Source organism: Micromonospora sp. LHW51205 (assembly GCF_003315815.1).
Classification (GTDB): Bacteria; Actinomycetota; Actinomycetes; order Mycobacteriales; family Micromonosporaceae; genus Micromonospora; species Micromonospora chalcea.
Genome location: NZ_QMEZ01000001.1, coordinates 53,119 through 76,195, shown reverse-complemented (window position 1 = coordinate 76,195; position 23,077 = coordinate 53,119). Strand labels below are relative to the sequence as shown.

At 74.5% G+C, this 23,077-nt stretch carries 19 protein-coding genes; 13 read left to right on the top strand and 6 right to left on the bottom strand.

Translation table 11 applies throughout. The features are described 5' to 3' along the window. Positions 1-62 precede the first annotated feature (62 nt). Positions 63-554, bottom strand: a complete 492-nt coding sequence (locus DQE82_RS00325) for a DUF3093 domain-containing protein (RefSeq protein ID WP_064447141.1) — start codon at positions 552-554, stop codon at positions 63-65. An 85-nt stretch (positions 555-639) separates the two neighbouring features. Here DQE82_RS00325 and dut point away from each other — a divergent pair, with 85 nt between their 5' ends. From dut to DQE82_RS00305, 4 genes are all read left to right on the top strand, one after another. Further along, the gene (gene dut, locus DQE82_RS00320) at positions 640-1,137 is read left to right on the top strand and encodes a dUTP diphosphatase (RefSeq protein ID WP_030502984.1); all 498 of its coding nucleotides are present in this window, start codon (positions 640-642) and stop codon (positions 1,135-1,137) included. A gap of 25 nt (positions 1,138-1,162) precedes the next feature. After that, positions 1,163-1,786, top strand: coding sequence for a DUF3710 domain-containing protein (locus tag DQE82_RS00315; RefSeq protein ID WP_043325677.1), 624 nt, complete (start codon positions 1,163-1,165; stop codon positions 1,784-1,786). A gap of 172 nt (positions 1,787-1,958) precedes the next feature. Further along, positions 1,959-2,339, top strand: coding sequence for an OB-fold nucleic acid binding domain-containing protein (locus DQE82_RS00310; protein ID WP_043325675.1), 381 nt, complete (start codon positions 1,959-1,961; stop codon positions 2,337-2,339). Then, positions 2,336-3,016, top strand: coding sequence for a DUF3159 domain-containing protein (locus DQE82_RS00305; protein WP_069089369.1), 681 nt, complete (start codon positions 2,336-2,338; stop codon positions 3,014-3,016). Before DQE82_RS00310 ends, DQE82_RS00305 begins: the two co-directional genes overlap by 4 nt. Before the next feature lie 7 nt (positions 3,017-3,023). Here DQE82_RS00305 and DQE82_RS00300 read toward each other — a convergent pair whose 3' ends face one another. Both DQE82_RS00300 and DQE82_RS00295 read right to left on the bottom strand, forming a co-directional pair. Then, positions 3,024-3,707, bottom strand: a complete 684-nt coding sequence (locus DQE82_RS00300; protein WP_043325670.1) for a TrkA family potassium uptake protein — start codon at positions 3,705-3,707, stop codon at positions 3,024-3,026. Positions 3,708-3,710: 3 nt separating this feature from the next. Beyond that, complete coding sequence (locus DQE82_RS00295; RefSeq protein ID WP_043325668.1) at positions 3,711-4,376, bottom strand: TrkA family potassium uptake protein; 666 nt, start codon at positions 4,374-4,376, stop codon at positions 3,711-3,713. Between the two features lie 158 nt (positions 4,377-4,534). Between DQE82_RS00295 and DQE82_RS00290 the strand changes: the two genes are divergently transcribed. The 5 genes from DQE82_RS00290 to DQE82_RS00270 all read left to right on the top strand — a co-directional run bounded on the left by DQE82_RS00290 (position 4,535) and on the right by DQE82_RS00270 (position 11,725). Continuing rightward, positions 4,535-6,604, top strand: a complete 2,070-nt coding sequence (locus tag DQE82_RS00290; RefSeq protein WP_069089370.1) for an APC family permease — start codon at positions 4,535-4,537, stop codon at positions 6,602-6,604. Beyond that, positions 6,601-7,881, top strand: a complete 1,281-nt coding sequence (locus DQE82_RS00285; RefSeq protein ID WP_199495892.1) for a class I SAM-dependent RNA methyltransferase — start codon at positions 6,601-6,603, stop codon at positions 7,879-7,881. The genes DQE82_RS00290 and DQE82_RS00285 overlap by 4 nt, the downstream gene beginning before the upstream one ends. Positions 7,882-7,926: 45 nt before the next feature. After that, positions 7,927-9,087 (top strand): anhydro-N-acetylmuramic acid kinase, encoded by a 1,161-nt coding sequence (locus DQE82_RS00280; protein ID WP_113971743.1) that lies wholly within the window; start codon positions 7,927-7,929, stop codon positions 9,085-9,087. A 58-nt stretch (positions 9,088-9,145) separates the two neighbouring features. Next, positions 9,146-11,089, top strand: coding sequence for a 1-deoxy-D-xylulose-5-phosphate synthase (dxs, locus tag DQE82_RS00275; protein ID WP_064447144.1), 1,944 nt, complete (start codon positions 9,146-9,148; stop codon positions 11,087-11,089). A gap of 129 nt (positions 11,090-11,218) precedes the next feature. Beyond that, entirely contained in the window at positions 11,219-11,725 is a 507-nt protein-coding gene (locus DQE82_RS00270; RefSeq protein WP_233514555.1) for a GNAT family N-acetyltransferase, read from the top strand. A 318-nt stretch (positions 11,726-12,043) separates the two neighbouring features. Here the strand turns inward: DQE82_RS00270 and DQE82_RS00265 are convergent, their stop codons facing one another. Beyond that, positions 12,044-13,234, bottom strand: a complete 1,191-nt coding sequence (locus DQE82_RS00265) for a hypothetical protein (RefSeq protein ID WP_064447146.1) — start codon at positions 13,232-13,234, stop codon at positions 12,044-12,046. 333 nt (positions 13,235-13,567) lie between these two features. On the opposite strand from DQE82_RS00265, the gene DQE82_RS00260 reads away from it, so the two are divergent. Together DQE82_RS00260 and DQE82_RS00255 are read left to right on the top strand one after the other, a co-directional pair. Continuing rightward, complete coding sequence (locus DQE82_RS00260) at positions 13,568-15,319, top strand: hypothetical protein (RefSeq protein ID WP_233514606.1); 1,752 nt, start codon at positions 13,568-13,570, stop codon at positions 15,317-15,319. After that, the gene (locus tag DQE82_RS00255) at positions 15,277-17,064 is read left to right on the top strand and encodes a hypothetical protein (protein WP_113971740.1); all 1,788 of its coding nucleotides are present in this window, start codon (positions 15,277-15,279) and stop codon (positions 17,062-17,064) included. The genes DQE82_RS00260 and DQE82_RS00255 overlap by 43 nt, the downstream gene beginning before the upstream one ends. A gap of 13 nt (positions 17,065-17,077) precedes the next feature. On the opposite strand, the gene DQE82_RS00250 is transcribed toward DQE82_RS00255, so the two are convergent. Next, entirely contained in the window at positions 17,078-18,946 is a 1,869-nt protein-coding gene (locus tag DQE82_RS00250; RefSeq protein WP_199495950.1) for a hypothetical protein, read from the bottom strand. Positions 18,947-19,039: 93 nt separating this feature from the next. On the opposite strand from DQE82_RS00250, the gene DQE82_RS00245 reads away from it, so the two are divergent. Both DQE82_RS00245 and DQE82_RS00240 read left to right on the top strand, forming a co-directional pair. Beyond that, positions 19,040-20,275 (top strand): PQQ-binding-like beta-propeller repeat protein, encoded by a 1,236-nt coding sequence (locus DQE82_RS00245; RefSeq protein WP_113972331.1) that lies wholly within the window; start codon positions 19,040-19,042, stop codon positions 20,273-20,275. Further along, positions 20,272-21,564: a PQQ-binding-like beta-propeller repeat protein gene (locus DQE82_RS00240; RefSeq protein WP_113971738.1), complete on the top strand. Its 1,293-nt coding sequence runs from the start codon at positions 20,272-20,274 to the stop codon at positions 21,562-21,564. The genes DQE82_RS00245 and DQE82_RS00240 overlap by 4 nt, the downstream gene beginning before the upstream one ends. Here the strand turns inward: DQE82_RS00240 and DQE82_RS00235 are convergent, their stop codons facing one another. Then, entirely contained in the window at positions 21,565-22,755 is a 1,191-nt protein-coding gene (locus tag DQE82_RS00235; RefSeq protein WP_233514554.1) for a C39 family peptidase, read from the bottom strand. Between the last annotated feature and the right edge of the window lie 322 nt (positions 22,756-23,077).

Genomic DNA, 23,077 nt, shown 5'->3' with positions numbered 1-23,077 from the left:
CCGGCGTCGGACCGGCCGTTCGCGGGCGGCGTCGGGTCAGGCCGCCTCGGGGCGGCGTCGGATCAGGCCGCGTCGCGGGCGGCCAGGACGGCGGCCGCCAGCTGGACCGGGTGCCGGGTGCTGACCACCCAGAACGGGGTCGGGTCCTCCGGGTCGTCCAGCACCACCTGCACGGCGCCGTCGATCCACGGACGCTGCACCACGAAGGCCAGCGGGTCGGAGCCGACGCCGAGCACCTCGCGCCGGCCGGCAGCGTCCAGCGGCACCACGTCCGCGACGTACCGCACCGGGAGGTGGGCGTCGTCCACCCGCAGCTCGCCGTCGCGCACCTCGACCCGGATCCGGCCCAGCCACCACAGGGCGGCCACCGCGGCGGGGATCAGCAGCACGAACGGCAGCCAGGCGCGGACGCCGGTCGCGCCCATCCACAGTTCGACCGCGAGCAGCGCGGCCGCGGCCAGCCCGAGCGGCCAGGCCCACCAGGGCAGACCGAGGCGCTCCGCGTACGGCGCGGCGGTGGCCGGCGGCGCGGCGGGAGATGACGACTGACGCACACTGACGAGGGTACGGCGCGTCGCGGGCCCGGCAACCGGCAGGATGACAGGGCACCCCCGCAGGACCGGACGGAAGAGGATGACCGTGACAGACGTCGTACCCGTGCCCGTGCGGCTGCTCGACCCGGAGCTGCCGCTGCCGGCGTACGCCCATCCCGGTGACGCCGGCGCGGACCTGGTGGCCGCCGCGGACGTCGAGCTGCCCCCCGGCGGCCGGGCCCTGGTGCCCACCGGCGTGTCGGTGGCGCTGCCCGACGGGTACGTCGGGCTGGTCCACCCCCGATCCGGTCTGGCGGCGAGGCTCGGCGTGACGGTGCTCAACGCGCCCGGTACGGTCGACGCCGGCTACCGGGGTGAGATCCTGGTCAACCTGATCAACCACGATCGGGACACGCCAGCCAAGATCAGCCGGGGCGACCGCATCGCGCAACTGGTGGTCCAGCGGGTCGCCCGGGCCGAGTTCCGGCCGGTGGCCGAGCTGCCCGCGTCCCGGCGTGGCACGGGCGGGCACGGGTCCACCGGCGGGCACGCCGGCCTGGTCCCGGCGCCGTCCGGCGGGCAGAGCGAAGAGGTGGCAGGGTGAGTGCGAACAGCGGAGGGTGGGCGCAGTGATCTTCTCCCGGAAGCGGGCCGACGAGGCGCGTGACAATGGGGTCCTCGACGCCGAGGAGACCCCGTCGGCGCCGGACCGCGGACCGTACGACGTCAGCGAGGCCCCCGACGCGCCCCGGCTCGACCTGGGCAGCCTCCAGATCCCGGCGGTGCCGGACGTGGAGGTGCGCGTCCAGGCCGACCCGCAGGGCGTGATCCAGCAGGTGGTGCTGGTGCACGGGCAGAGCGCGCTGCAGCTCGGCGTCTTCGCCGCGCCCCGCTCCGAGGGCATCTGGGACGAGGTGCGCGAGGAGATCCGCCAGTCGCTCGTCGCCGACGGCGCCACCGTCCAGGAGGTCGACGGGGAGCGCGGTCCCGAGCTGCGCGCCCGGGTGCGTACCCCGGACGGCCCGACCGACCTGCGCTTCGTCGGCATCGACGGCCCGCGCTGGATGGTGCGCGGCGTCTTCCAGGGCCTCGCGGCCACCGAGGCGGCCACCGCCGGGCCGCTGACGGCCTGCCTGGACGGCCTGGTGGTCGACCGCGGGCAGGAGGCCAAGCCGGTGCGCGAGCCGCTGCCGCTGCGGCTGCCCCGCGAGGTCGCCGAGCAGCAGGCCGCCGCCGAGCAGCAGGAGGTCTGATCCACACGTGCCCGGGCCCGGCGTCGAATGGCGCCGGGCCCGCGGCGTGCCGGCGTCCCGGGCGGCGGTACGCGTACCACGGCGCTCCCGCCGGCGGGCCGTGTCGGCGTACTCTGGCGGGACGGTTCCGCCACCAGTGGGGCCCCGCTGTGGAGAGGGTGACGCGGAGGTCATGACGACCGACGAGAGCCGGGGGTCGCTGCGGCGGCTCCTGCACCGGCTCACCGCCAGCGAGGCCGAGATCGAGGCGCAGGAGCTGCGCCGGGAGAGCGCCGAGTCCGGCGGCACGCCGGCCCGCCAGTGCAACAGGGGCCAGGTGGTGTCGGTGGCCGGGCGGCTGCGCACCGTCGTCTACACGCCGCGCACGAACCTGCCCACGCTGGAGGCGGACCTCTACGACGGCACCGACGTCGTCACGCTGGTCTGGCTGGGCCGTCGGCACATCGCCGGGATCGAGCCGGGCCGGCACCTGACCGCGCGCGGCCGGGTGGCGGTGCGTGACGACCGCAAGGTGATCTACAACCCGTACTACGAGCTGGAGTCGCCGAAGTGACGACCGGACAGCAGCACACCCCGTCGGGTCTCGGCCCGCAGGACGAGGAGCGGCTGCCCAGCCTCGCCGAGCAGATGGCCGACCAGCTCGGCGGATGGCGCGGGCTGGTCGAGTCGAGCATCCCGGTGGTGGTCTTCGTGGTCGCCAACGTGATCGGCGAGCTGCGCCCCGCCGTGTACGCCTCGGTGGCGGTGGCGCTGCTGATCGCCGGCCTGCGGCTGGCCCAGCGCAAGCCGGTGCGGCACGCGGTGAACGGCCTGTTCGGCGTCGGCATCGGCGCGCTGCTGGCCCTGCGTACCGGCGACGAGCGCGACTTCTACCTGCCCGGCATCCTCTACGGCATCGGCTACGGCCTGGCGCTGCTGCTCTCGGCCGCGATCCGGCAGCCGCTGGTCGGCTGGATCTGGTCGGTGCTGGTCGCCAAGGGCCGCTCCGAGTGGCGCGACGACCCCAAGCTGGTCCGCACCTTCACCCAGCTCACCGTGCTGTGGGGCGTGGTGTGGCTGGCCAAGGTCGGCGTACAGGCCGGGCTCTACCTGGCCCACCAGGACACCGCGCTGGGCGTGGCCCGGCTCGCGCTGGGCTACCCGCCGTACGCGCTGCTGCTGCTGATCACCGTCTGGGTGGTCCGCCGGGTCACCCGGGAGGGCGCGCCCACCCCGCTGCCGGGCGCCTGAGGCCGCTTCAGGAACGGTGGCGGTCCGCGCTGGCCGGGCCGAGGATCACCGCGCGTACGTCGTCCTCCACCGCGGCGGTGCAGACGAACACCAGCTCGTCGCCGGCCTCGATCGGGTCGTCCGGGGTGGGCACCAGCACCCGCTTGCCGCGCACGATCGCCACCAGCGCCGCGTCCCGGGGGATCGGCACCGCGTGGATCGCCTGCCCCACGTAGGGCGCGGTCGGCGGCAGGGTGATCTCGACCAGGTTCGCCTCGCCCTGCCGGAACGTCATCAGCCGGACCAGGTCGCCGACGGTGACCGCCTCCTCGACCAGCGCCGCCATCACGCGCGGCTTGCTGACCGCGACGTCGACGCCCCACTGCTCGGTGAACAGCCACTCGTTCTCCGCCCGGTTGACCCGGGCCACCACGCGGGGCACCGCGAACTCGGTCTTGGCCAGCAGCGACACCACGAGGTTGACCTTGTCGTCGCCGGTGGCCGCGACGACCACGTCGCACCCGGCCACGTCGGCCTCCTCCAGGCTGGCCAGCTCGCACGCGTCGGCGAGCACCCAGTCGGCGGCGGGCACCCGGTCGGGCCGCAGCATCTTCGGCTGCCGCTCGATCAGCATCACCTGGTGGCCGTTGTCGATCAGCTCCTGGGCGATCGAGCGGCCCACGTTGCCGGCGCCGGCGATGGCGATCCGCATGGCTCAGTGCCCCCCTTCCGGCGGCGCCGCCGCCACCGACGTGACCGGGCCGTTGATGTCGTCGGTCACCAGCATGAAGACCTGGTCGCCCTCCTGCACCACGGTGGAGGCGGTGGGCAGGGTGCCGATGCCGAACCGGTTCAGGTAGGCCACCCGGGCGCCGGCGGCCTGCTCCAGCTGCCGCAGCGGCCGGCCGATCCAGTCCTTGTGCACCGGCACCTCCATGATCGACACGGTGCTGGTCGGGTCGCGGAAGATCTCCACGTTGCCCTCGGGGACCAGGTGGCGCAGCATCCGGTCGGCCGTCCACCGGACGGTCGCCACGGTGGGGATGCCCAGCCGCTCGTAGACCTGCGCCCGGCGCTGGTCGTAGATGCGGGCCGCGACCCGGGACACGCCGAACGTCTCCCGCGCCAGCCGGGCCGAGATGATGTTGGAGTTGTCACCGCTGGAGACCGCCGCGAACGCGTCGGCCCGCTCGATGCCGGCCTGGCGCAGCACCTCACCGTCGAAGCCCGCGCCGGTCACCGTGATGCCGGCGAAGTCCGGCCCGAGACGGCGGAACGCGTCCGCGTCCTGGTCGATCACCGCCACCGAGTGGCCGCGCGACTCCAGGCTGTGGGCCAGGGTCGACCCGACCCGGCCGCAGCCCATGATCACCACATGCACGGTGTCCGCTCCTCCCACGGCGCCGCCCGCCGACCCGTCGCCTGCGAGCCTGCCACGTCCCTCCACGGGACGGGGGACCGAACCGTACCGCGCGGGCGCGCAGGCCGGAGATCGACCACCCCCGCGCCCGGCACCAGGTGGTCGTACGCTTGGCGGTTGTGGCCCGACCCACCTCGCTGCTGAAGCGACTCCTCCTCGGTCGACCGTTCCGGTCCGACCGCCTGCAGCACACGCTGCTGCCGAAGCGCATCGCGTTGCCGGTCTTCGCCTCCGACGCGCTCTCCAGCGTGGCGTACGCGCCGGACGAGATCCTCCTGACGCTGTCCATCGCCGGCGCCTCGGCGTTCTTCTTCTCGCCGTGGGTCGCGCTCGCGGTGGTAGTCGTCATGCTCACCGTGGTGGCGAGCTACCGGCAGAACGTGCACGCCTACCCCTCCGGCGGCGGCGACTACGAGGTCGCGACGGTCAACCTCGGTCCCAAGGCCGGCCTGGCGGTGGCGAGCGCGCTGCTCGTCGACTACGTGCTCACCGTCGCCGTCTCGGTCTCCTCCGGCGTGGCGAACCTCGGCTCGGTGGTGCCGTTCGTGGCCACCCACAAGGTGCTCATCGCGGTCAGCGCGGTGGTGCTGCTCACCGCGATCAACCTGCGCGGCCTGCGCGAGTCCGGCACCGCCTTCGCCATCCCCACGTACGGCTTCGTGATCGTCATCGGCGGCATGCTGCTGACCGGGCTGGTCCGCGTCTTCGTGCTCGGCGACGACCTGCGCGCGCCGAGCGCCGGCCTGGAGATCCAGGCCGAGCACAGCGTCACCGGGTTCGCGCTGGTGTTCCTGCTGCTGCGCACGTTCTCGTCGGGCTGCGCGGCGCTCACCGGCGTGGAGGCGATCTCCAACGGCGTACCCGCCTTCAAGGCCCCGAAGTCGAAGAACGCGGCGACCACGCTGCTGCTGCTCGGCGGCATCGCGGTCACCATGCTGGTCGGCATCATCTGGCTGTCCCGGCTCACCGGCCTGCAGTTCGTCGAGGACCCGAGGACGCAGATCGTCTCCGGCCCGGTCGACTACGTGCAGAAGACGGTGACCGTGCAGCTCGGGGAGACCGTGTTCGGCGGCGGCTCGGTGCTGCTCTACGTGGTCGCCGGGATGACCGCGCTGATCCTGTTCCTGGCCGCCAACACCGCCTTCAACGGCTTCCCGGTGCTCGGCTCGATCCTCGCGCAGGACCGCTACCTGCCGCGCCAGCTGCACACCCGAGGCGACCGGCTGGCGTTCTCCAACGGCATCCTCTTCCTGGCCGTCTTCGCGGTGGTGCTGATCATCGGCTTCCAGGCCGAGGTGACCAAGCTCATCCAGCTCTACATCGTCGGGGTGTTCGTCTCGTTCACGCTCTCCCAGGCCGGCATGATCCGGCACTGGAACCGGCACCTTCGCAACGAGCGGGACCCGGAGGCGCGCCGCCGGATGCTGCGCTCCCGGGCGATCAACACGTTCGGCATGGTGATGACCGGCGTGGTGCTGGTCATCGTGCTGGCCACGAAGTTCCTGCTCGGGGCGTGGATCGCGATCGTCGCGATGGCGGTGATGTACGTGGTGATGCTCGGCATCCGCCGGCACTACGACCGGGTCGCGGAGGAACTGGAACCGACCGAGCAGCGGGGCGTGCTGCCCGCCCGCAACCACGCCATCGTGCTGGTCAGCAAGCTGCACAAGCCGACGCTGCGGGCGGTCGCCTACGCCCGGGCGACCCGGCCGGACACGCTCACCGCGGTCACCGTGAACGTCGACGAGCAGGACACCCGGGAACTGCAGGCCGACTGGGAGCGCCGCGAGCTGCCGGTGCCGCTCACCGTGATCGACTCCCCGTACCGGGAGATCACCCGGCCGATCCTCAACTTCGTCGCGTCGGTGCGCCGGGAGTCGCCGCGCGACGTGGTCACCGTCTTCATTCCCGAGTACGTGGTGGGGCGCTGGTGGGAGAACCTGCTGCACAACCAGAGCGCGCTGCGGCTCAAGGGGCGGCTGCTGTTCGAGCCGGGCGTGATGGTGACGAGCGTGCCCTGGCAGCTCGCCTCCACCGCCAGCAAGAACCTGGACCGGCTGGACGCCACGCTCAGCCGGGGTCCGGCGCGCGGCCCCCGGGTGGCGCCGCAGAGCACGCTGCCGCCGCCGGTGGCGTCCACCCCGTCCACGCCGTCCGCGCCCTCCGCCGAGCGGGAGGAGCGGCCGTGAGCGCCGACGAGCGTCCCGGTCCGGTGCCGACGGCGGAACGCCCCGGGCTGGAGGAGGCCGAGCGGGTCGAGCTGACAGTCGACGCGGTCGCGCCGGGCGGGCACTGCGTGGCCCGCGTCGGCGGGCAGGTGGTCTTCGTCCGGCACGCGCTGCCCGGCGAGCGGGTGATCGCCGAGGTGACCGAGCTGCACCGGGGCTTCGCCCGCGCCGACGCGGTGGAGATCCTGGACGCCGCACCGGACCGGGTCGCCCCGCCGTGCCCGTACGCCCGGCCGGGCCGGTGCGGCGGCTGCGACCTCCAGCACGTCGCCCCGGCCGCCCAGCTCGACTGGAAGCTCGCCGTGGTGCGCGAGCAGCTCACCCGGCTGGGCGGGCTCACCACCGCGCAGATCGACGCGCTCGGCGTACGCGTCGAGGCGCTGCCCGGCGGGCCGCTGGGCTGGCGTTCCCGGGTCCGGTACGCGGTCGACGCGGCCGGGCGGGCCGGGCTGCTCAAGCACCGCTCGCACGAGGTGGTGCCGATCGAGCGGTGCCTGATCGCGCACCCGGCGATCCAGGAGCTGCCGGTGCTCCCGCCGACCGGCGCCCGCTGGCCCGACGCCGACGCGGTGGAGACCGTCGCCAGCACCGGCGGGGACGTCGCCGTGGTCGCGTACGCCGAGGGGGTTCCGACGGCGGTGAGCGGGCCGGAGCGGGTCCGGGAGACGGCGGCCGGGCGGTCCTTCACGCTGCCCGCCTCCGGGTTCTGGCAGGTGCACCCAGCGGCGGCGGACGCGCTGACCGGCGCGGTGCTCGACCTGCTCGACCCGCAACCGGGCGAGACGGCCTGGGACCTGTACGGCGGCGCCGGGCTGTTCGCCGCCGCGCTCGCCGAACGGGTCGACGGGGCCCGGGTGACGCTCGTCGAGTCCGCGCCGGACGGCGTGGCCGCGGCCCGGGAGAACCTCGCCGACCTGTGCGGCGTCGAGGTGGTCGCGGCGCGGGTGGAGACCGCGCTGGCCCGGCGCCGGATCACCGGCCCGGTCGACCTGGTGGTGCTCGACCCGCCGCGCTCCGGCGCGGGCGCGCCGGTGGTCCGCGACGTGGTGGCCGCCGGGCCGCGCGCGGTCGCGTACGTGGCGTGCGACCCGGCCGCCTTCGCCCGGGACGTCCGCACGTTCCGCGAGGCGGGGTGGCGGCTGGCCGAGTTGCGCGGGTACGACCTGTTCCCGATGACCCAGCACGTGGAGCTTGTCGGCCTGTTCCTGCCCGCGCACGGCCCCGGCCCCGCGCGTTAAGAAGGGGCCCTTTTACTACCGGATCCGTTAAGAAGGGGCCCTTCCTTGCGCATCGTCGGGCTGATGTCGGGCACGTCCTACGACGGCGTGGACGTGGTGGCCGCCGAGTTCACCGCCGACGGCGACACGCTGCGGCTGCGGCCGATCGGGCACCGCGAGCTGGCGTACCCGGACGACCTGCGGGCCGAGATCGGCGCGCTGCTGCCCCCGGCGGCCACCACCATCGAGGCGGTCTGCCGGCTGGACAACCGCCTCGGCGAGGTGTTCGCCGAGGCGGCGGCGGCCGGCGTCGAGCTGGCCGGGGGCGCTGCCGACGCGGTCGTGTCGCCCGGGCAGACGGTCTTCCACTGGGTCGAGGCGGGCCGGGTGCGCGGCACGCTCCAGCTCGGCGCGCCGGCCCGGGTGGCCGCCCGGGTGGGCGTACCCGTGCTGCACGACCTGCGCTCGGCGGACGTGGCGGCCGGCGGCCAGGGCGCGCCGCTGGTCCCGGCGTTCGACGCGCTGCTGCTCGACCCGGCTGCCGGCCCACGAGCGGCGTTGAATCTCGGCGGGATCGCGAACCTCACCGTGGTCGCGCCCGGCACGCCCGTCCTCGGGTACGACGTGGGCCCGGCCAACGCGCTGCTGGACGCCGCCGCCCGGCGCTTCCTGGACCGGCCCTGCGACGTCGACGGAGCGCGGGCCGCGGCCGGGCGGGTGCACGAGGCGCTGCTGGCCCGGCTGCTCGCCGAGCCGTACTACGCCGCGCCGCCGCCCAAGTCGACAGGCAAGGAGCTGTTCCACGGCGGCTACCTGGACGCGGCGCTGGCCGCGCTCGGCGAGCCGGTGGCCGCCGACGACGTGCTGGCCACGCTCACCGAGCTGACCGCCCGCACGGTGGCCGACGCCTGCGACCGGCACCGGGTCACCGAGGTGGTGGCCGCCGGCGGGGGAGTGCGCAATCCCACACTCCGGGCGCGGCTGGCCGCGCTGGGCGCGGGACGCTGGCGGCTGCGCACCACCGACGAGCTGGGCATACCCGCCCAGGCCAAGGAGGCGTACGCGTTCGCGCTGCTCGGCTGGCTGTCCTGGCACGGCCTGCCGGGCGCGGTGCCGTCGGTGACCGGCGCGTCCCGGGCCGCCGTGCTCGGCTCCTGGACGCCGGCCGGCCCGTCCGCCGCCGCGCCGCGCCCACCCGCGCCCCGGCGGCTGGTGGTCGACGCCTGACCTGGGTCGATGCACGGCCGGGCTGCGGACTGTCGCGCGGCCGATAGACTCTCCGGTCATGAGTGTTGAAGAGGGCACGGCCAACCACGGTCGGCTGCTGGGCACCGTCCGCGGCCCGCAGGACGTGAAGCGGATGACCGCCGAGCAGCTGGACATCCTCGCCGCCGAGATCCGTGACTTCCTGATCGCCAAGGTCTCCCGCACCGGCGGCCACGTCGGCCCCAACCTGGGTGTGGTCGAGCTGACCCTGGCGATGCACCGGGTCTTCGACTCCCCCCGCGACCGGCTCCTCTTCGACACCGGCCACCAGGCGTACGTACACAAGATCCTCACCGGCCGGCAGGAGGGCTTCGACAAGCTCCGCCAGCGCGGTGGCCTCTCCGGCTACCCCAGCCAGGCGGAGAGCGAGCACGACCTGATCGAGAACTCGCACGCCTCCACCGCCCTGTCGTACGCCGACGGCCTGGCCAAGGCGTACGCGCTGCGCGGCGAGAAGCGCTCCGTGGTGGCCGTGGTCGGCGACGGCGCGCTCACCGGCGGCATGTGCTGGGAGGCGCTGAACAACATCGCCACCGCCGGCAACCCGCTGGTGATCGTCGTCAACGACAACGGCCGGTCCTACTCGCCGACCATCGGTGGCCTCGCCGACCACCTGTCGTCGCTGCGGCTCAACCCCGGCTACGAGAAGGTGCTCGACACCGTCAAGGACGCGCTGGGCAACACCCCGTTCGTCGGGAAGCCGATGTACGAGGTGCTGCACGCGGTCAAGAAGGGCATCAAGGACGCGGTCGCCCCGCAGGCCATGTTCGAGGACCTCGGCATCAAGTACGTCGGCCCGGTCGACGGCCACGACGTGCCGGCCGTCGAGGCGGCGCTGCGCGCGGCCAAGAACTTCGGCGGCCCGGTGATCGTGCACGCGGTCACCCGCAAGGGCTACGGCTACCGTCCCGCCGAGGACGACGAGGCCGACTGCCTGCACGGCCCCGGCGCGTTCGACGCCGAGACCGGCAAGCTGCTCGCCGTGCCGTCGGTGAAGTGGACCAACGTCTTCGCCGACGAGCTGGTCGCGATCGCCGACGAGCGGCCCGACGTGGTCGGCATCACCGCCGCCATGGCCGAGCCCACCGGCATCGCCACGTTGGCCCGCAAGTACCCGGAGCGGGTCTACGACGTGGGCATCGCCGAGCAGCACGCCGCCACCTCCGCCGCCGGCCTCGCCATGGGCGGGCTGCACCCGGTGGTGGCGGTCTACGCCACGTTCCTCAACCGCGCGTTCGACCAGGTCCTGCTGGACGTGGCGATGCACAAGCTGCCCGTCACGTTCGTGCTGGACCGCGCCGGCATCACCGGCCCCGACGGGCCCAGCCACTACGGCATCTGGGACATGTCGGTCTTCGGCGTGGTGCCCGGCCTGCGGATCGCCGCGCCCCGCGACTCGGCCACGCTGCGTGAGGAGCTGCGCGAGGCGATCGCCGTGGACGACGGCCCGACCATCCTGCGCTTCCCGACCGGCACCGTCGCCGCCGACCTGCCGGCCGTACGCCGGGTCGGCCCGGTCGACGTGCTGGCCGAGTCGGCGCGTACCGACGTGCTGCTGGTGGCGGTCGGCTCGTTCGCCGGCCTCGGTGTCGAGGTCGCCGCCCGGGTCGCCGAGCAGGGGTACGGCGTGACTGTGGTCGACCCGCGCTGGGTGCGCCCGGTGCCGGCCGAACTGGTCGAGCTGGCGTCCGCGCACCGGCTCGTGGTCACCGTGGAGGACGGCGTACGCATCGGCGGCGTCGGCTCCGCGCTGGCGCAGGCGATGCGCGACGCGGACGTCCGCGTACCAGTGAAGGACATGGGCGTGCCGGCCGACTGGCACCCGCACGGCAGCCGCGCGCAGATCCTGGCCGACCTGCGGCTCACCGCGCAGGACGTGGCACGCGACGTCACCGGCTGGATCTCCAGCCTCGACGCCACCCCGGTCGACCCGGCCGCGAACGGAGCCCGAGCCCAGAGCTGACCCCGCTCTCCGTCGCGCCCGCCCGCCCGATCGATCTTGCACTTGCGGCCCTCCTGATGTCGGCTTCGCCCGAATAGGGGAGGGCCGCAACCGCAAGATCGCTGGATGTCTTGTGTCGAGGGAGGGGCGGTGGAGATTCGGGAGGCCGGGCTCGGGGATCTTTCGGGGATCGTCGAGTTGCACAGCCGGGCGCGGGTCGCCTACTACGGGGCCGGTGGGTTGCCGACCGAGGAGATCCTCACTCCGGAGCTGGCTCGGGAGCAGCGGGAGGGCTGGGCGGCGGCAATCACCTCGGCGCGCAAGCAGGTGCGAGTCGCCATCGTGGACGGTGTCCTGGCCGGGGTGCTGGCCATGGGTCCGCCGCACTCGTCCGACCTGGATCCGCGGACGACCGCGCAGCTCTACCAGATCCACGTCGATCCGGGACTCTGGGGTCGAGGCGTGGGTGGCGCGCTGCACGCGATGTTCGTGCGGCACCTGGCGGACGAAGGGCTGGTGCTGGGCGTGCTGGAGGTGTGGGAGCGCAACACTCGGGCTCGCGCGTTCTACACGCGCCACGGTTGGCGCCCCGACGGCACCTCCCGCCCCGGCCCGGCCCGAACCCCCTACGTAGGCATGCAGCTGACCCACCCTTAGCCCGTCGCTTAGCCCTCACCCTCACCTCAGCCCGCCCTGAACCCGTCGATCTTGCACTTCCGACCCCGAGGTTGCCGGTTTTGCCCTGATCGGCGGGGCCCTCACTGCAAGATCGCCGAGTCCCTCCAGCCCTGGCCCCGCCCTGGCCTGCCCTGTTGACCAAGGAGTTTGGGTGCGTGGAGAGCCTCCCGGGTGACACAAACTCCTTGATCACCGAGCCAGTCGGGTGATCATGAGGTTGGCGGGGATTGGTGTCCGGTTTGTCGCCGTCAAGTTCATGATCGACGGGGTGGGCGGCGGGGCGGGACAACGGCGGGGTTACGGGGTGGGGAGGGAGCGGTACCAGGTCTTCTCGGTGCCGGCCAGGCTGAACGTCTGCCGCTGGTCGGTGTGCTCGACGACCACCAGGCCGGGACGGTCCACCAGGCGGGTGGTGCCGGGCGGGGCGGAGAACGACACCTCGCCCGTACGCCAGCTCAGCACCGCCAGCGGCCGGCCGGGCATCGGCAGGTGGTACGCCTGGAGCGTGGTGGACCGGTCGGCGGGGGAGACCACCGGCGTGCCGCCGTCCGCGGGCCGGTAGACCACCGCGGTCATCGTCCCGCTGGGACTGTCCCAGCTCAACTGTTCCAACTCGCCCGGCTCCCCGTCGCCGAGCGCCACCGAACCGAGCGAACGGGTGGCGATCTTCGCCATCGGCCAGGACTCCGGCGCGGAACGGGGCGCGTCCCGGTCGCCGATGCGGCGCGGCACACTGCCGAACGGGCCCCGCTCACCGGCCAGCACGCAGGTGTCCAGCCCGGTCAGCGCGCGCTTCCCGGCGCCCGTGTCGTCGCGTACCAGGGGGTAGCGGGGCGCTTCGGTGGCCGTACCCAGGTCGAGGACGCGGTCCGCGGCCTTGCCGCGCGGCAGTGACGTCGTGGGCCGCAGCGCCGCGGTCAGCTCGACGGCCCGGCACGCCGGCACGGCGACCGGCTCGGTGACGCCGTCGGTGCTGGTGACGGCCTTGCCGTCGGGGCCGAGCAGGCGTGCGACGCGGGCCGAGGTGAGGTAGCGGCGGCCGTCCGGGTCGCGCACCGGCAGCACGTCGGAGTAGACCAGGTAGCCGGGATCGGTGTACTCGGTGGCGTGGGCCACCCGCCAGCGCTGCCCGTCCCGGTCGAGTTGCAGCAGCCAGGAGGCGGCGTCACCGGGCACATCGGCGGCGACCAGCGCCAGCGCGGAGCCGGCCACCTGACCGGAGAAGAGGATGCCGGAGGTGGGCACGTGTACCCGGTCGTCCACCGGGGAGCGCCACTCGCGTACCGCTGTGGTGATCGCGGCGGTCGCCGCCGCGTCGCCGGCCAGGCTGCCGCGCGGCGGCCACACCGCGAGGTTGCCGTCCAGGCTGTCGTAGCCGACCCGCAGATCCGCCGGCTTCCGGTCCGCGATCGGTCCGCAACCCGCGGTGACCAGCAGCAGAGCTGCCAGCGCGGTGCCCGTCGTAGCGCTTCGGCGGGCTGAAAGCACCCTGATCCCCTCGCCGGTCGTCGGTCGGAAGCCCACATGGTACGAGACGGCCCGCCGCCCGGCCGCGCCCGGCTCACCCTTTCGGTCGAGTGACCACTGCGGAACGTGACGGGCGATTCGGGTATCAATATCCGGCTCCGGTAGACTCCGCCGATTGTGACGCCTGCCGAGACCCGCGGCGCCTCGACGCCGGACGCCGCCGCCCCGACGGGCCACCGCTCCGTCACCCTTGATCCACCACCGGTCACCGTCGCCGAGCCGGAGCCGGCGACCACGACACCTCCGCAACCGCCGGCCGAGCCCGAGGCGCCGGCCACGCCGGGCGCGCGGCGCGTGCGCCGGTGGCGGTGGACCCGCCGCCGGATCGACCTCATCGTGTACGGCGGATTCCTGCTCGCCGCGATCTGGGTGACCAGCGGCATCTGGGCCGACCCGGCCGGGCGGGTGGCCGCGCTCTACAGCAGCGACCCGGCGCAGGTGCAGTTCTTCCTGGCCCACTCGGTACGGGTGGTGCTGCACGGCGAGTTCCCGTTCTTCACCGAGCAGTTCAACTACCCCGACGGCGTCAACCTGATGGCGAACACCGCCATCCTGGCGCTCGGCATCCCGATGGTGCCGGTGACCCTCCTGTTCGGACCGGCGGTCTCCTTCGTCACGCTGGTCACGCTCGGCCTGGCCGGCACCGCCGCCGCCTGGTACCGGGTGCTGTCCCGGCACGTGATCCGGCACCGCCCGGCCGCCGCCGTGGCGGCCTGGTTCTGCGGGTTCTCGCCGGCCATGCTGTCGCACGCCAACTGGCATCCGAACATCATCAGCCAGTTCCTGCTGCCGTTCATCGTGTGGCGGGTGCTGGTGCTGACCCGCTCGACCCGGCCGGTGCGCGACGGCGTGCTGCTGGCGCTGCTGGTCACCGCGCAGGCGTTCATCAACGAGGAGATCCTGCTCTTCACCGCGCTCGCGCTGGGCGTGTTCCTGATCGCCGTGGTGGTGCAGCAGCGCGAGCGGTGGACGACCGCGTGGCGTCCGCTCGGCGCCGGGCTGGCGGTCTGCGCGGCGCTGGCCGGCGCGCTGCTGGCGTACCCGCTGTATGTGCAGTTCGCCGGCCCGATGGCGTACCACGGGCTCAGCGACGCGGTACGCGACTACGGCAACGACATCGCCGCGTACTTCGCCCCCGGCTCGCCCACGTTCGGCGGCAACGAGCGCGCCAACGTCAACCTCGCCCCGAACTACTCGGAGGAGAACGCGTTCTTCGGCTGGAGCCTGTCGCTGCTTGCCGTGGGCATCGTGATCTGGCTGCGGCGCGACGTGATCGTCCGGGCGCTGGCCGCGACCGGGCTGTTCTTCGCCGTGCTCTCCCTCGGCGAGCGGATCTCCTGGTGGGACCGGGAACTCGTCACCGGGCCGTGGGAGTTCCTGGTGCGGCTGCCGCTGCTGGACGCCGTGGTGCCCACCCGCTTCGGCCTGATCACCAGCGTGACGGTGGCGATCCTGCTCGCGTACGCGGTGCGCCGCGCCTGGGCGCTGCGGGGCGTGGACCGGCGGACGGCCCGCAAGCTCACCGCCGCCGGCCTGATCCTCGCGCTGCTGCCGATCGCGCCGATGCCGTTGCGGGTCACCACCCGGGAGCCGGTGCCGAAGTTCATCACCGCCGACCGGTGGCGGCAGTACGTCGGCCCGGACCAGACGCTCGTGTCCGTGCCGGTGCCGGCGATGGGCAACACCGACCCGATGCGCTGGGCGGCCAGCACCAACCTCGACTTCAAGATCCCCGGCGGCTACTTCCTCGCCCCGCGCAACGGCGTCACCGGAGACCCGGGACGCTTCGGCGGGCGGCCCAGCGGCATCGGCGAGATGCTGCGGGAGGTGTCGTCCACCGGCCGGACGCCGAAGCTCGACGACCGGCAGCGCCGCCGCTACCTGGACGAGCTGCGGCACTGGAACGCGGCGGTGGTGGTGCTGCCGCTGGCCGAGCAGAACGCCGAGCCGCTGCGCCGCACGGTGGAGCAACTGGTCGGGCCCGGACGGCAGGAGCTGGACGTGTGGCTGTGGGACGTGCGGAAACTGACCAGCCGGCCCGCCTGACCGCACCCGAGCAGCCCGCTCCCGCTCCCGCTCCCGCGCCCCGCCGCCGGCCGGTCGACGCGCTGGTGGTGGCCGGCTACCTCGCGCTCGCGGTGCTGCTCACCAGCGACCAGTGGCGCCGCCCGGAACGGCTGTTCCACCAGGCCGGCGACCAGATCCTGTTCGAGTGGATGCTGGCCCGGGCCGCCCGCGCGGTCACCGGCGGCGAGAACCCGCTGCACAGCGCCGCGCTGAACGCCCCGGACGGGGTGAACCTGATGGCGAACACGTCGGTGCTCGGGCTGGGCGTGCCGCTCACCCCGGTCACCGTCGCGTTCGGCTCCCAGGCGGCGTTCCTCGTCGCCGTGACGATCAGCCTCGCCGGCACCGCCACCGCCTGGTACGCGCTGCTCGCCCGCCGGCTGGTCCGCTCCCGGGCCGCCGCCGCGGTGGGCGGCCTGGTCTGCGGCTTCGCCCCGGGCATGGTGGCGCAGGCCGGCGCGCACCTGCACATGGCCGCCCAGTTCCTGGTGCCGGTGATCCTCGCGCTGGTGTTCCGCCCGGCCACCGACCGGGTACGCCGCGACGGCGTGCTGCTCGGGCTCGCAGTCGCGTACCAGGTGTTCCTCGGCGAGGAGGTGCTCGTCTTCCTGGCGCTGGCCGCCGGGGTGTTCGCCGGGGCGTACGCGCTCGCCGACCGGGCCGCCGCGCGTCGCCTGGCGCCGGTGGTGGCCCGCCGGCTTGGCATCGGCGCGCTGGTGGCGGGCGTGCTGCTGGCGTATCCGCTGTGGTCCCAGTTCGCCGGGCCGGGCCACTACCGGGGGATGCCGTTCCACACCGGGGGCTACCGGCTGGACCTGGTCTCGTTCGTCGCCTCCGCCCGGCAGACAGTTGCCGGGGACGCCCACCGGGCCGGGCTGCTGTCGCCGAACCCGACCGAGCAGAACTCGTTCTTCGGCCCGTTCCTGCCGCTGCTGGCGCTGCTCGTCGTGGTATGGCTGTGGCGGCGGCCGCTGGTACGCGCGCTCGCCGCGTGCGGCCTGCTGTTCGCGGCGCTGTCGCTCGGCGCCTCGGTGGTGGTGAACCGCGACGACACCGGGCTGCCCGGCCCGTACCGCCTGCTCGCCGGGGCGCCGCTGCTGGACCTGGTGGTGCCGGCGCGCTTCGCGCTGGTGTGCGTACCGGTGCTCGGGGTGCTGCTGGCGCTCGCAGTCGACCGGGTCCGGCACGGCGCCGTGCGCGCCTGGGCGCCGTGGGCCGGCGCGGTCGCCGCCGCGCTGCTGCCGCTGACGCCGACCCCGATCCGCACGGTGCCGGTCGCGCCGGTCCCGGCCGTCGTGTCCGGCGGCGGCTGGCAGGCGTACGTGCCGCAGGGCCGCACGCTGGTGCCGGTGCCGCCGGTGACCGGGGCGGCGGTCAGCCCGGCCATGTTCTGGTCGGCGCGCACCGCGCTGGCGTTCGACGCCCCGGGCGGCTACTTCATCGGCCCGCGCTCGGCGGACGAACCGGCCGCCCGCTGGGGCGCGCCGGACCGGCCCACGTCGCTGCTGCTGCGCCGGGCCGCCGAGACCGGCCAGGTGCCGCCGGTCGGCGACGCGGAACGCCGGCAGGCGGTCGCCGACCTGCGGCACTGGCGGGCGGCGGCGCTGGTGCAGGCCGACTCGACGCCGGCCGACCCGGTACGCGCCACGCTGGACGCCCTTCTCGGCCCCGGCCGGGACGTGCCCGGCGGGCACCTGTGGGACGTCCGGGCGCTGACCGGCTGACCGGGACGCCGGCTCAGACCCGGCCGCGCACGTCCCAGAGCCACACGTCGTCCACCCGCTGCGGCGGGCCGAGCAGCTCGGCCATCAGGTCGCGCAGCACCGCCTCGCGCGGACCGGACCCGAGCACCACCACCGACGCCCGCCAGAAGCGCAGGTCGTCCACGGCCTGGCGGCGGTTCTCCTCGGTGATCTCCGGCACCACGTTGGCGTCCATCGTGGAGTAGATGAGCGTGCTGGTGGGGCGGTTCGGCGCGCCGAAGACACCCTCACCGCGCTCGTTGGGGCCGATGAAATAGCCGCCCGGGATCGGGAACTCGTGTCCGGTCAGCGCGCTCCAGCGCAGCGTGTGCAGCCCGTGCACGTTGCTCGGGATCGGCACCGGCACCAGCGTGCGGCCCTCCGGCACGTACGGCCGCCAGCCACCGGCGGTGATGAAGCGCGGCGGCGGGTCGATGTGCTCCGCCGGCAGCGGACGCGGGATCAGCGGCACCAGGGCGGCCACGATCGCGGCGTACCCGGCCAGCCGCAGCACCCGGCGGCGCGTGTCGCGCGCGGCCGTCCCGTCGCCGTCGCCGTCCGTGCTGTCGTCGGCGGCGGCGCGGGGGGCGGGCACCGGCGGACGGCCGGCACCGGCCAGCGCGTCCCACGCCAGGGCGAGCAGCACACCCACGGCGGCCACCACGACCAGGCTCAACCGGGTCGGCATCATCATCTCGACCAGCGGCAGGTCGTCCGGAATGTACGCCCACGGCCCGTCGACGCCGGTCTCCACACCGTTGAACCGCACCACCGGGCCGATCGAGGCGATCGTGAAGACGACCACCAGCACGGCCAGGATCCGGGCCGGCACCGACCGGCGGACCAGCAGCACCAGCGCGCCCAGCGCCACCAGCACCAGCGGCCAGCCGAACCAGGTGTTCTGCTCGGTCAGCCCGATGGTCTTCTCCACCGCCTCGTCACCGGCGATCGTGTCCCGGGCGAACGTGACGAAGGCCACCAGGTCCTCGCCCCAGTTGTGGAAGACGCCGCCCTGCAATCCGCGGTAGGACTGCGGCCCGTTGAACTGGAACCAGATCGGGTACGCGGTCAGCAGCAGCGCCAGCCCGCCGCCGAGCCCGAGCGCGGCCAGGAACGACCCGGCCCGCTCGCGGGCCGCCCGGGGCCGCTGCACCGCGTACGCCACCACGACGACCAGGCAGGCCAGCGCGGTGAGCAGCAGCATCTCCTCGTTGATGAAGACCTGGTACGCCACCAGCAGCCCGAGCGCCAGCCCGTTGCGCCGCCACCGCCCCGGCTCGCCCAGCCGCAGCACCCGCGCCACGATCAGCGGCAGCAGGAAGTTCGACACGAAGTTGGGCTGGCCGTTCGCGTGGTGGACGATGCCCGGCGCGAAGCCGAGGAACGCGCCACCGGCGAACGCGGCGGCCCGGGACCGGACCAGGTGCCGCGACAGCACCCAGTACGACGTGGCGGCGGTCGCCGACAGCGCCGCGCCCAGGTAGAGCGCGTACATCACCTGCGGGCCGAGCAGCAGCGTCAGTGGCGCAAGCGGCAGCGTCACCCCGAGCAGCGAGGTGTTCGCCATCATGTTCACCCCGTCCGGCGCGTTCTGCCGGGTGGTGAACAGCGGGTTCTCCAGGTGCTGCACCGAGTACGCGCCGTGCGCGAACAGCCACTCGAACCAGCTGTGGTCGGTCGGCAGGTGCGAGGAGACCCGGTGCTCCACGTCGCCCCAGTAGTTGAGGCAGACGAGAACACCGAGCAGCACATAGGCTCCGATGGCCAGCAGATCGGCGCGGGCCGGCCGGCGACGGGCACGGCGCGGCGGATCGGTCACGACGGCGTCCGTCTCGACGGACGAGGGGTTCAACGAGGGGTCCACCACGGGCACGGCCACGACGCGCCATCGTACAGGCGAATTGTGGCAATGCCGGTCACGGCCGGACGGCGGCCGGGCGCGCGGGAGAGGATGGTCGTGACCGTCATCGATCTGGGGGAGTTGCGTCACGACGCTCCGCCCCCGGCGGCCCCCCGCCCGCCGCGCAGCGTCGGCCGGCCGGCCCGCACCCTGGCGCTCCTGCTGCTGGCGCTGCTCACGCTCACCGCCGCCGCGCCGCCGCGAGGACCGGCGGAGTGGACGCTGCCCGGCGGCCTGGGCTCGGCCGTGTTCGTCTCCGGCGACGTGGTGTACGTGGTGCGGCCGAACCGCGGTGACGGGCGGGAGATCGTCGCCTACCGCGAAGGGCGGGAACTGTGGCGCAGTCCGCTGCCCGGCATCGGCACCGCCGTGTCGGTGTGGGAGCAGGACGGCCGGGTGATGGTGGCCGGCCCGGCCGGCAACGACGAGGACTGGGAGACGGTGACGTACGACGCGGCCACCGGCGTGGACGTCTGGCGCCGGCGCGGCGTCGCGTTCGCGGTCGGCCGGGTGCTGCTGTCGCAGTCCGCCGCGTCCGACCCCCGCCCGTCGATCACCCGGGTCGACCCGGCCGACGGAAGGACGATGTGGACGCTGCCCTCGACGGGCATGCTGGGGTTCGATTACGGCTCCGGGACGGAACGCATGCTGTTGTGGCCGGCCACCGGGCAGGTGGTGGTCGTGGACGCGCGCACCGGCGCGCGGGTCGCGGCCCGGGACCTGCACCCGGTTCGACCGCCCGGCCCGCGCCACGTGATGACCGTGGCCGGGCTGCTGCTGGAGATCGGCGGCGGGCTCATCGAGGCGTACGACCTGGACACGCTGCGACCGCGCTGGACCGTCGAACAGAAGCTCGTCGACTACGTCGACAGGTGCGGCGCCCTGCTCTGCGCCGTCCGGCCGGGCGCCGGGATGACAGCGCTCGACCCGGCGACCGGCGCCGTGCGCTGGAGCGTGGACCGGTGGGCGCGCGTCGTGGCGGCGCGCGACGACCGGCTGCTCGTCGGCGACACCGCGATCGGCGCCGGCGGCCTGGCGGTGCTCGGCCAGGCCGACGGGCGTCTGATCGCCGAGCTGGGCGGCTGGACCCTGGCCCCGCAGCACGGGTCCGGCGGCCCGCTGCTGGCCACCCGGCTGCTGGGCGGCGGCCGGCAGCTCCTGGCCGAGATGGACCTGTCCGGCGGTCCGCCCCCGATCAGGGGAGTGATCACCGGGACCGACTGCACGACCGGCGTGACGCTGCTGGTCTGCCGCAGGCCCGCAGGTGACTACGTGGTGCGGCGGCTGCCGTGAGCCCGTTGATCGAACTGGGCGAGATGCGGCACGGCGAGTCCGCCGACGAGCCGGAACCCGCGCCGCCCCGCCGGCCGCCCGGCCCGGCGGCCCGGGTGGCGCTGCTCGGCGTACTGGTGCTGCTCGTCGTGCACGCTGCCGCCGGGCCGCCGCGCCGGCCCGTGCCGATCCGGATTCCCGCCCCGCAGGGCGCGGCGTTCGTGGTCCGGCCGGACCGGGTGGTGGTGGCCGACGGCCCCGGCGCGACCGGCCGGGGCGGGCGGGTGGTCGCCGCGTACCGGCTGCCCGGCGGGGAACCGGCGTGGCGGTTCGCGCTGACCGACGGCGACCACGTGCTCGGCCTCACCACCGTGGCCGGGGGACTGCTGGTGACGAGCAGCCCGGCCGGGGACGGTGACTCGGTGTCGGCGATGCTCGACCCGGCGACCGGCACGCTGCGCTGGCGGCATCCCGGATACCCGGTCCCGACCGCCTCCGGCGGGCTGCTGCTGGAGAACCCCCGCCCGCCCGGCGCGGGCACCGTACGGGCCGTGGACCCGGCCTCCGGCGCGGTGCGGTGGACGCTGCCCGTACCGGGCCAGGAGGTGGGGTACCGCCGCGACGACCACGGGGTGACACAGCTCGTCCTGGTCACCCCGCAGGGCCGGGTGACCGTGTACGACGCGGACGCGGGCACCGTCGCGCACACCGGCCGGGTGGCGCCCGCGGCCGGCCGTGCCGCCTACCGGTACGCCCAGGTGGTGGCCGATCTGCTGCTGGTCGAGGACGCCCGGGGCTCGGTCACCGGGTACGGGTTGGACCGGCTTGAGGAACGGTGGAGCCTGCCGGTGGGCTCCCGCGCCGGACTCTGGTTCGCCGACTGCGCCGGGATGGTGTGCCTGCGCAACCAGGTGGGCGGCGCGCAGGCCCTCGATCCGGCCACCGGCCGCCCGGCCTGGACCGACGAGCGGTGGCTCGGGATGGGACCGGTCGGCGACCGGCTGATCGCCGCCGAGCGCGGGGTCGGGGAGGAGCTGGAACTGTCGGCGCTGGACCCGCCGACCGGCCGGGTGCTGGCCCGGCTGGGCCGCTGGCGCGTCTCCGGCAACGACCTCCCGTCCGGGCCGCTGCTCGGGCTGCGCACGCTCACCGAGGACCGGACGCTCGTCGGCGCGCTGGACGTGGCGGTCGGGCAGGTGCGGATCCGGGGGATCCTGCCCGGCGCCTGGTCCGAGTGCGCGGACACGGGTACGCAGCTGGTGTGCCTGCGCCCGACCGGCGGCATGGCGATCTGGCCGGCCGGACGCTGATCACCAGTTGGCCTGCGCCGGTGGCGGCGGCAGGGGCGTCGACTCGGGGCGAAGCACGTACGCGATGCCGCCGCTGCCCACCTGCCAGGCATGCTCGAACGGCGCGCGCGGCACGGTGCGGCGGACCCGCTCGTCGTCCGGCGCGTACGGGTCGTTCAGCACCGGATCGCCGTCGGCGGTGAAGCCGACCAGCACGATGAGGTGCCCCCGGGTGTCGTAGTCCAGCCCCGGCACCTGCCCGGCGGTGAACGCCGCCGAGACGATCAGCGGGATGCCGGCGGCCACGAACAGTTCCGCCTCGGCCAGCGAACGCAGCCGGGTGACGAAGGCGTCCACGCCGTGCGTCGCCGCGTACGCGGTGTTGAACGGCCAGTTGCCCGCCCCGGCGTACGCGTGGTCGAAGCAGTGCCGGGCGGCGTGCACGACCCGCGGGCGGGGGCCGGGCGGCGTCACCCAGGCGTACCGGTCCGGGGTGGGGCCGGCGCCCCAGAAGTCGAGCACCATGGACACGCAGGTGGGGCTGCACCAGGAGTCACCGCCACCGCCCCAGCGGGTCTCCCCGGTGGCGTGCAGCCGCTGCGCGTAGCGCGGCACGTCCAGCACCCGCCCTCGCGCGCCGCCCGCGCCGGCATCGGTTCTTGCGACGGCTCGTTGTCCGACGCCGGGCGGGTCGGTGGAGGCGACCACGCCGATCGTGCGCAGCGCCGGGCCGTCCGCCGCGTCGAGGCGGCGCAGCAGCGTCACCCGCACCTGCCAGCCGGTCACCGTCGCGCCGGTCACCCGCAGCGTGTCGGCGGCCACCCGCGCCCGGTCGTCCGCCTGCCCGGGTACGGACGCCCGGTGCACCGTGCTGTCGTCGGCGGCCCAGTTGCCCAGCTCGTACCAGCCGGTGGAGGCCGCGTCGCCGGCCCAGCCCCGCAGCTCCACGCGCAGCCAGCAGCCGGCCGGCGTGTGCGCGGTCCAGGAGGGCACCAGCTCGACGGCGGCGAAGCCGAGCGGCGTCACCGGGGAGGTCCAGCTCCCGGCGGCGTACTCGGCGGTGGTCCCGGAGTGCGGATCGGTGTGGGTCAGGCGGCCGGGCGCGCCGTCGAGCGCCAGCCCGGTCGGCCCCGCGGTGAGCCCGTCGGCGAGGCCCACGTCCCGGTCCGCCGGGAAACGGAACCGGCGGTACGCGATGTCGCGGCCGGTCATCGGGAGGCCGCCCGGCGTGGATCGGGTGTCTCGACCGCGTGCTTGTCGATCATTGCCGCTGAGCATCGCGTACCCGAAGGTTTTGTGCAACGGCGGTGGGTGCGGGCCCCGCGCTGGACCGGTCGGCCAGTGGGTTCGGGCCAGCCGCGCGGGAGGGTCCGCCTGCTCGCCGGGCCCGGTGTGATCAGGGGCGTAGCGAGTCGATGGGGCGGCCCACCTGACTGCATTTTCGTCACCGAAGGTAACCGTGACGTGAGCTCCCGGGGTTCACCCTGCGCCGACTTTGCTCTGCAGCCATCGACGCAACGGTGACTCACCGCAA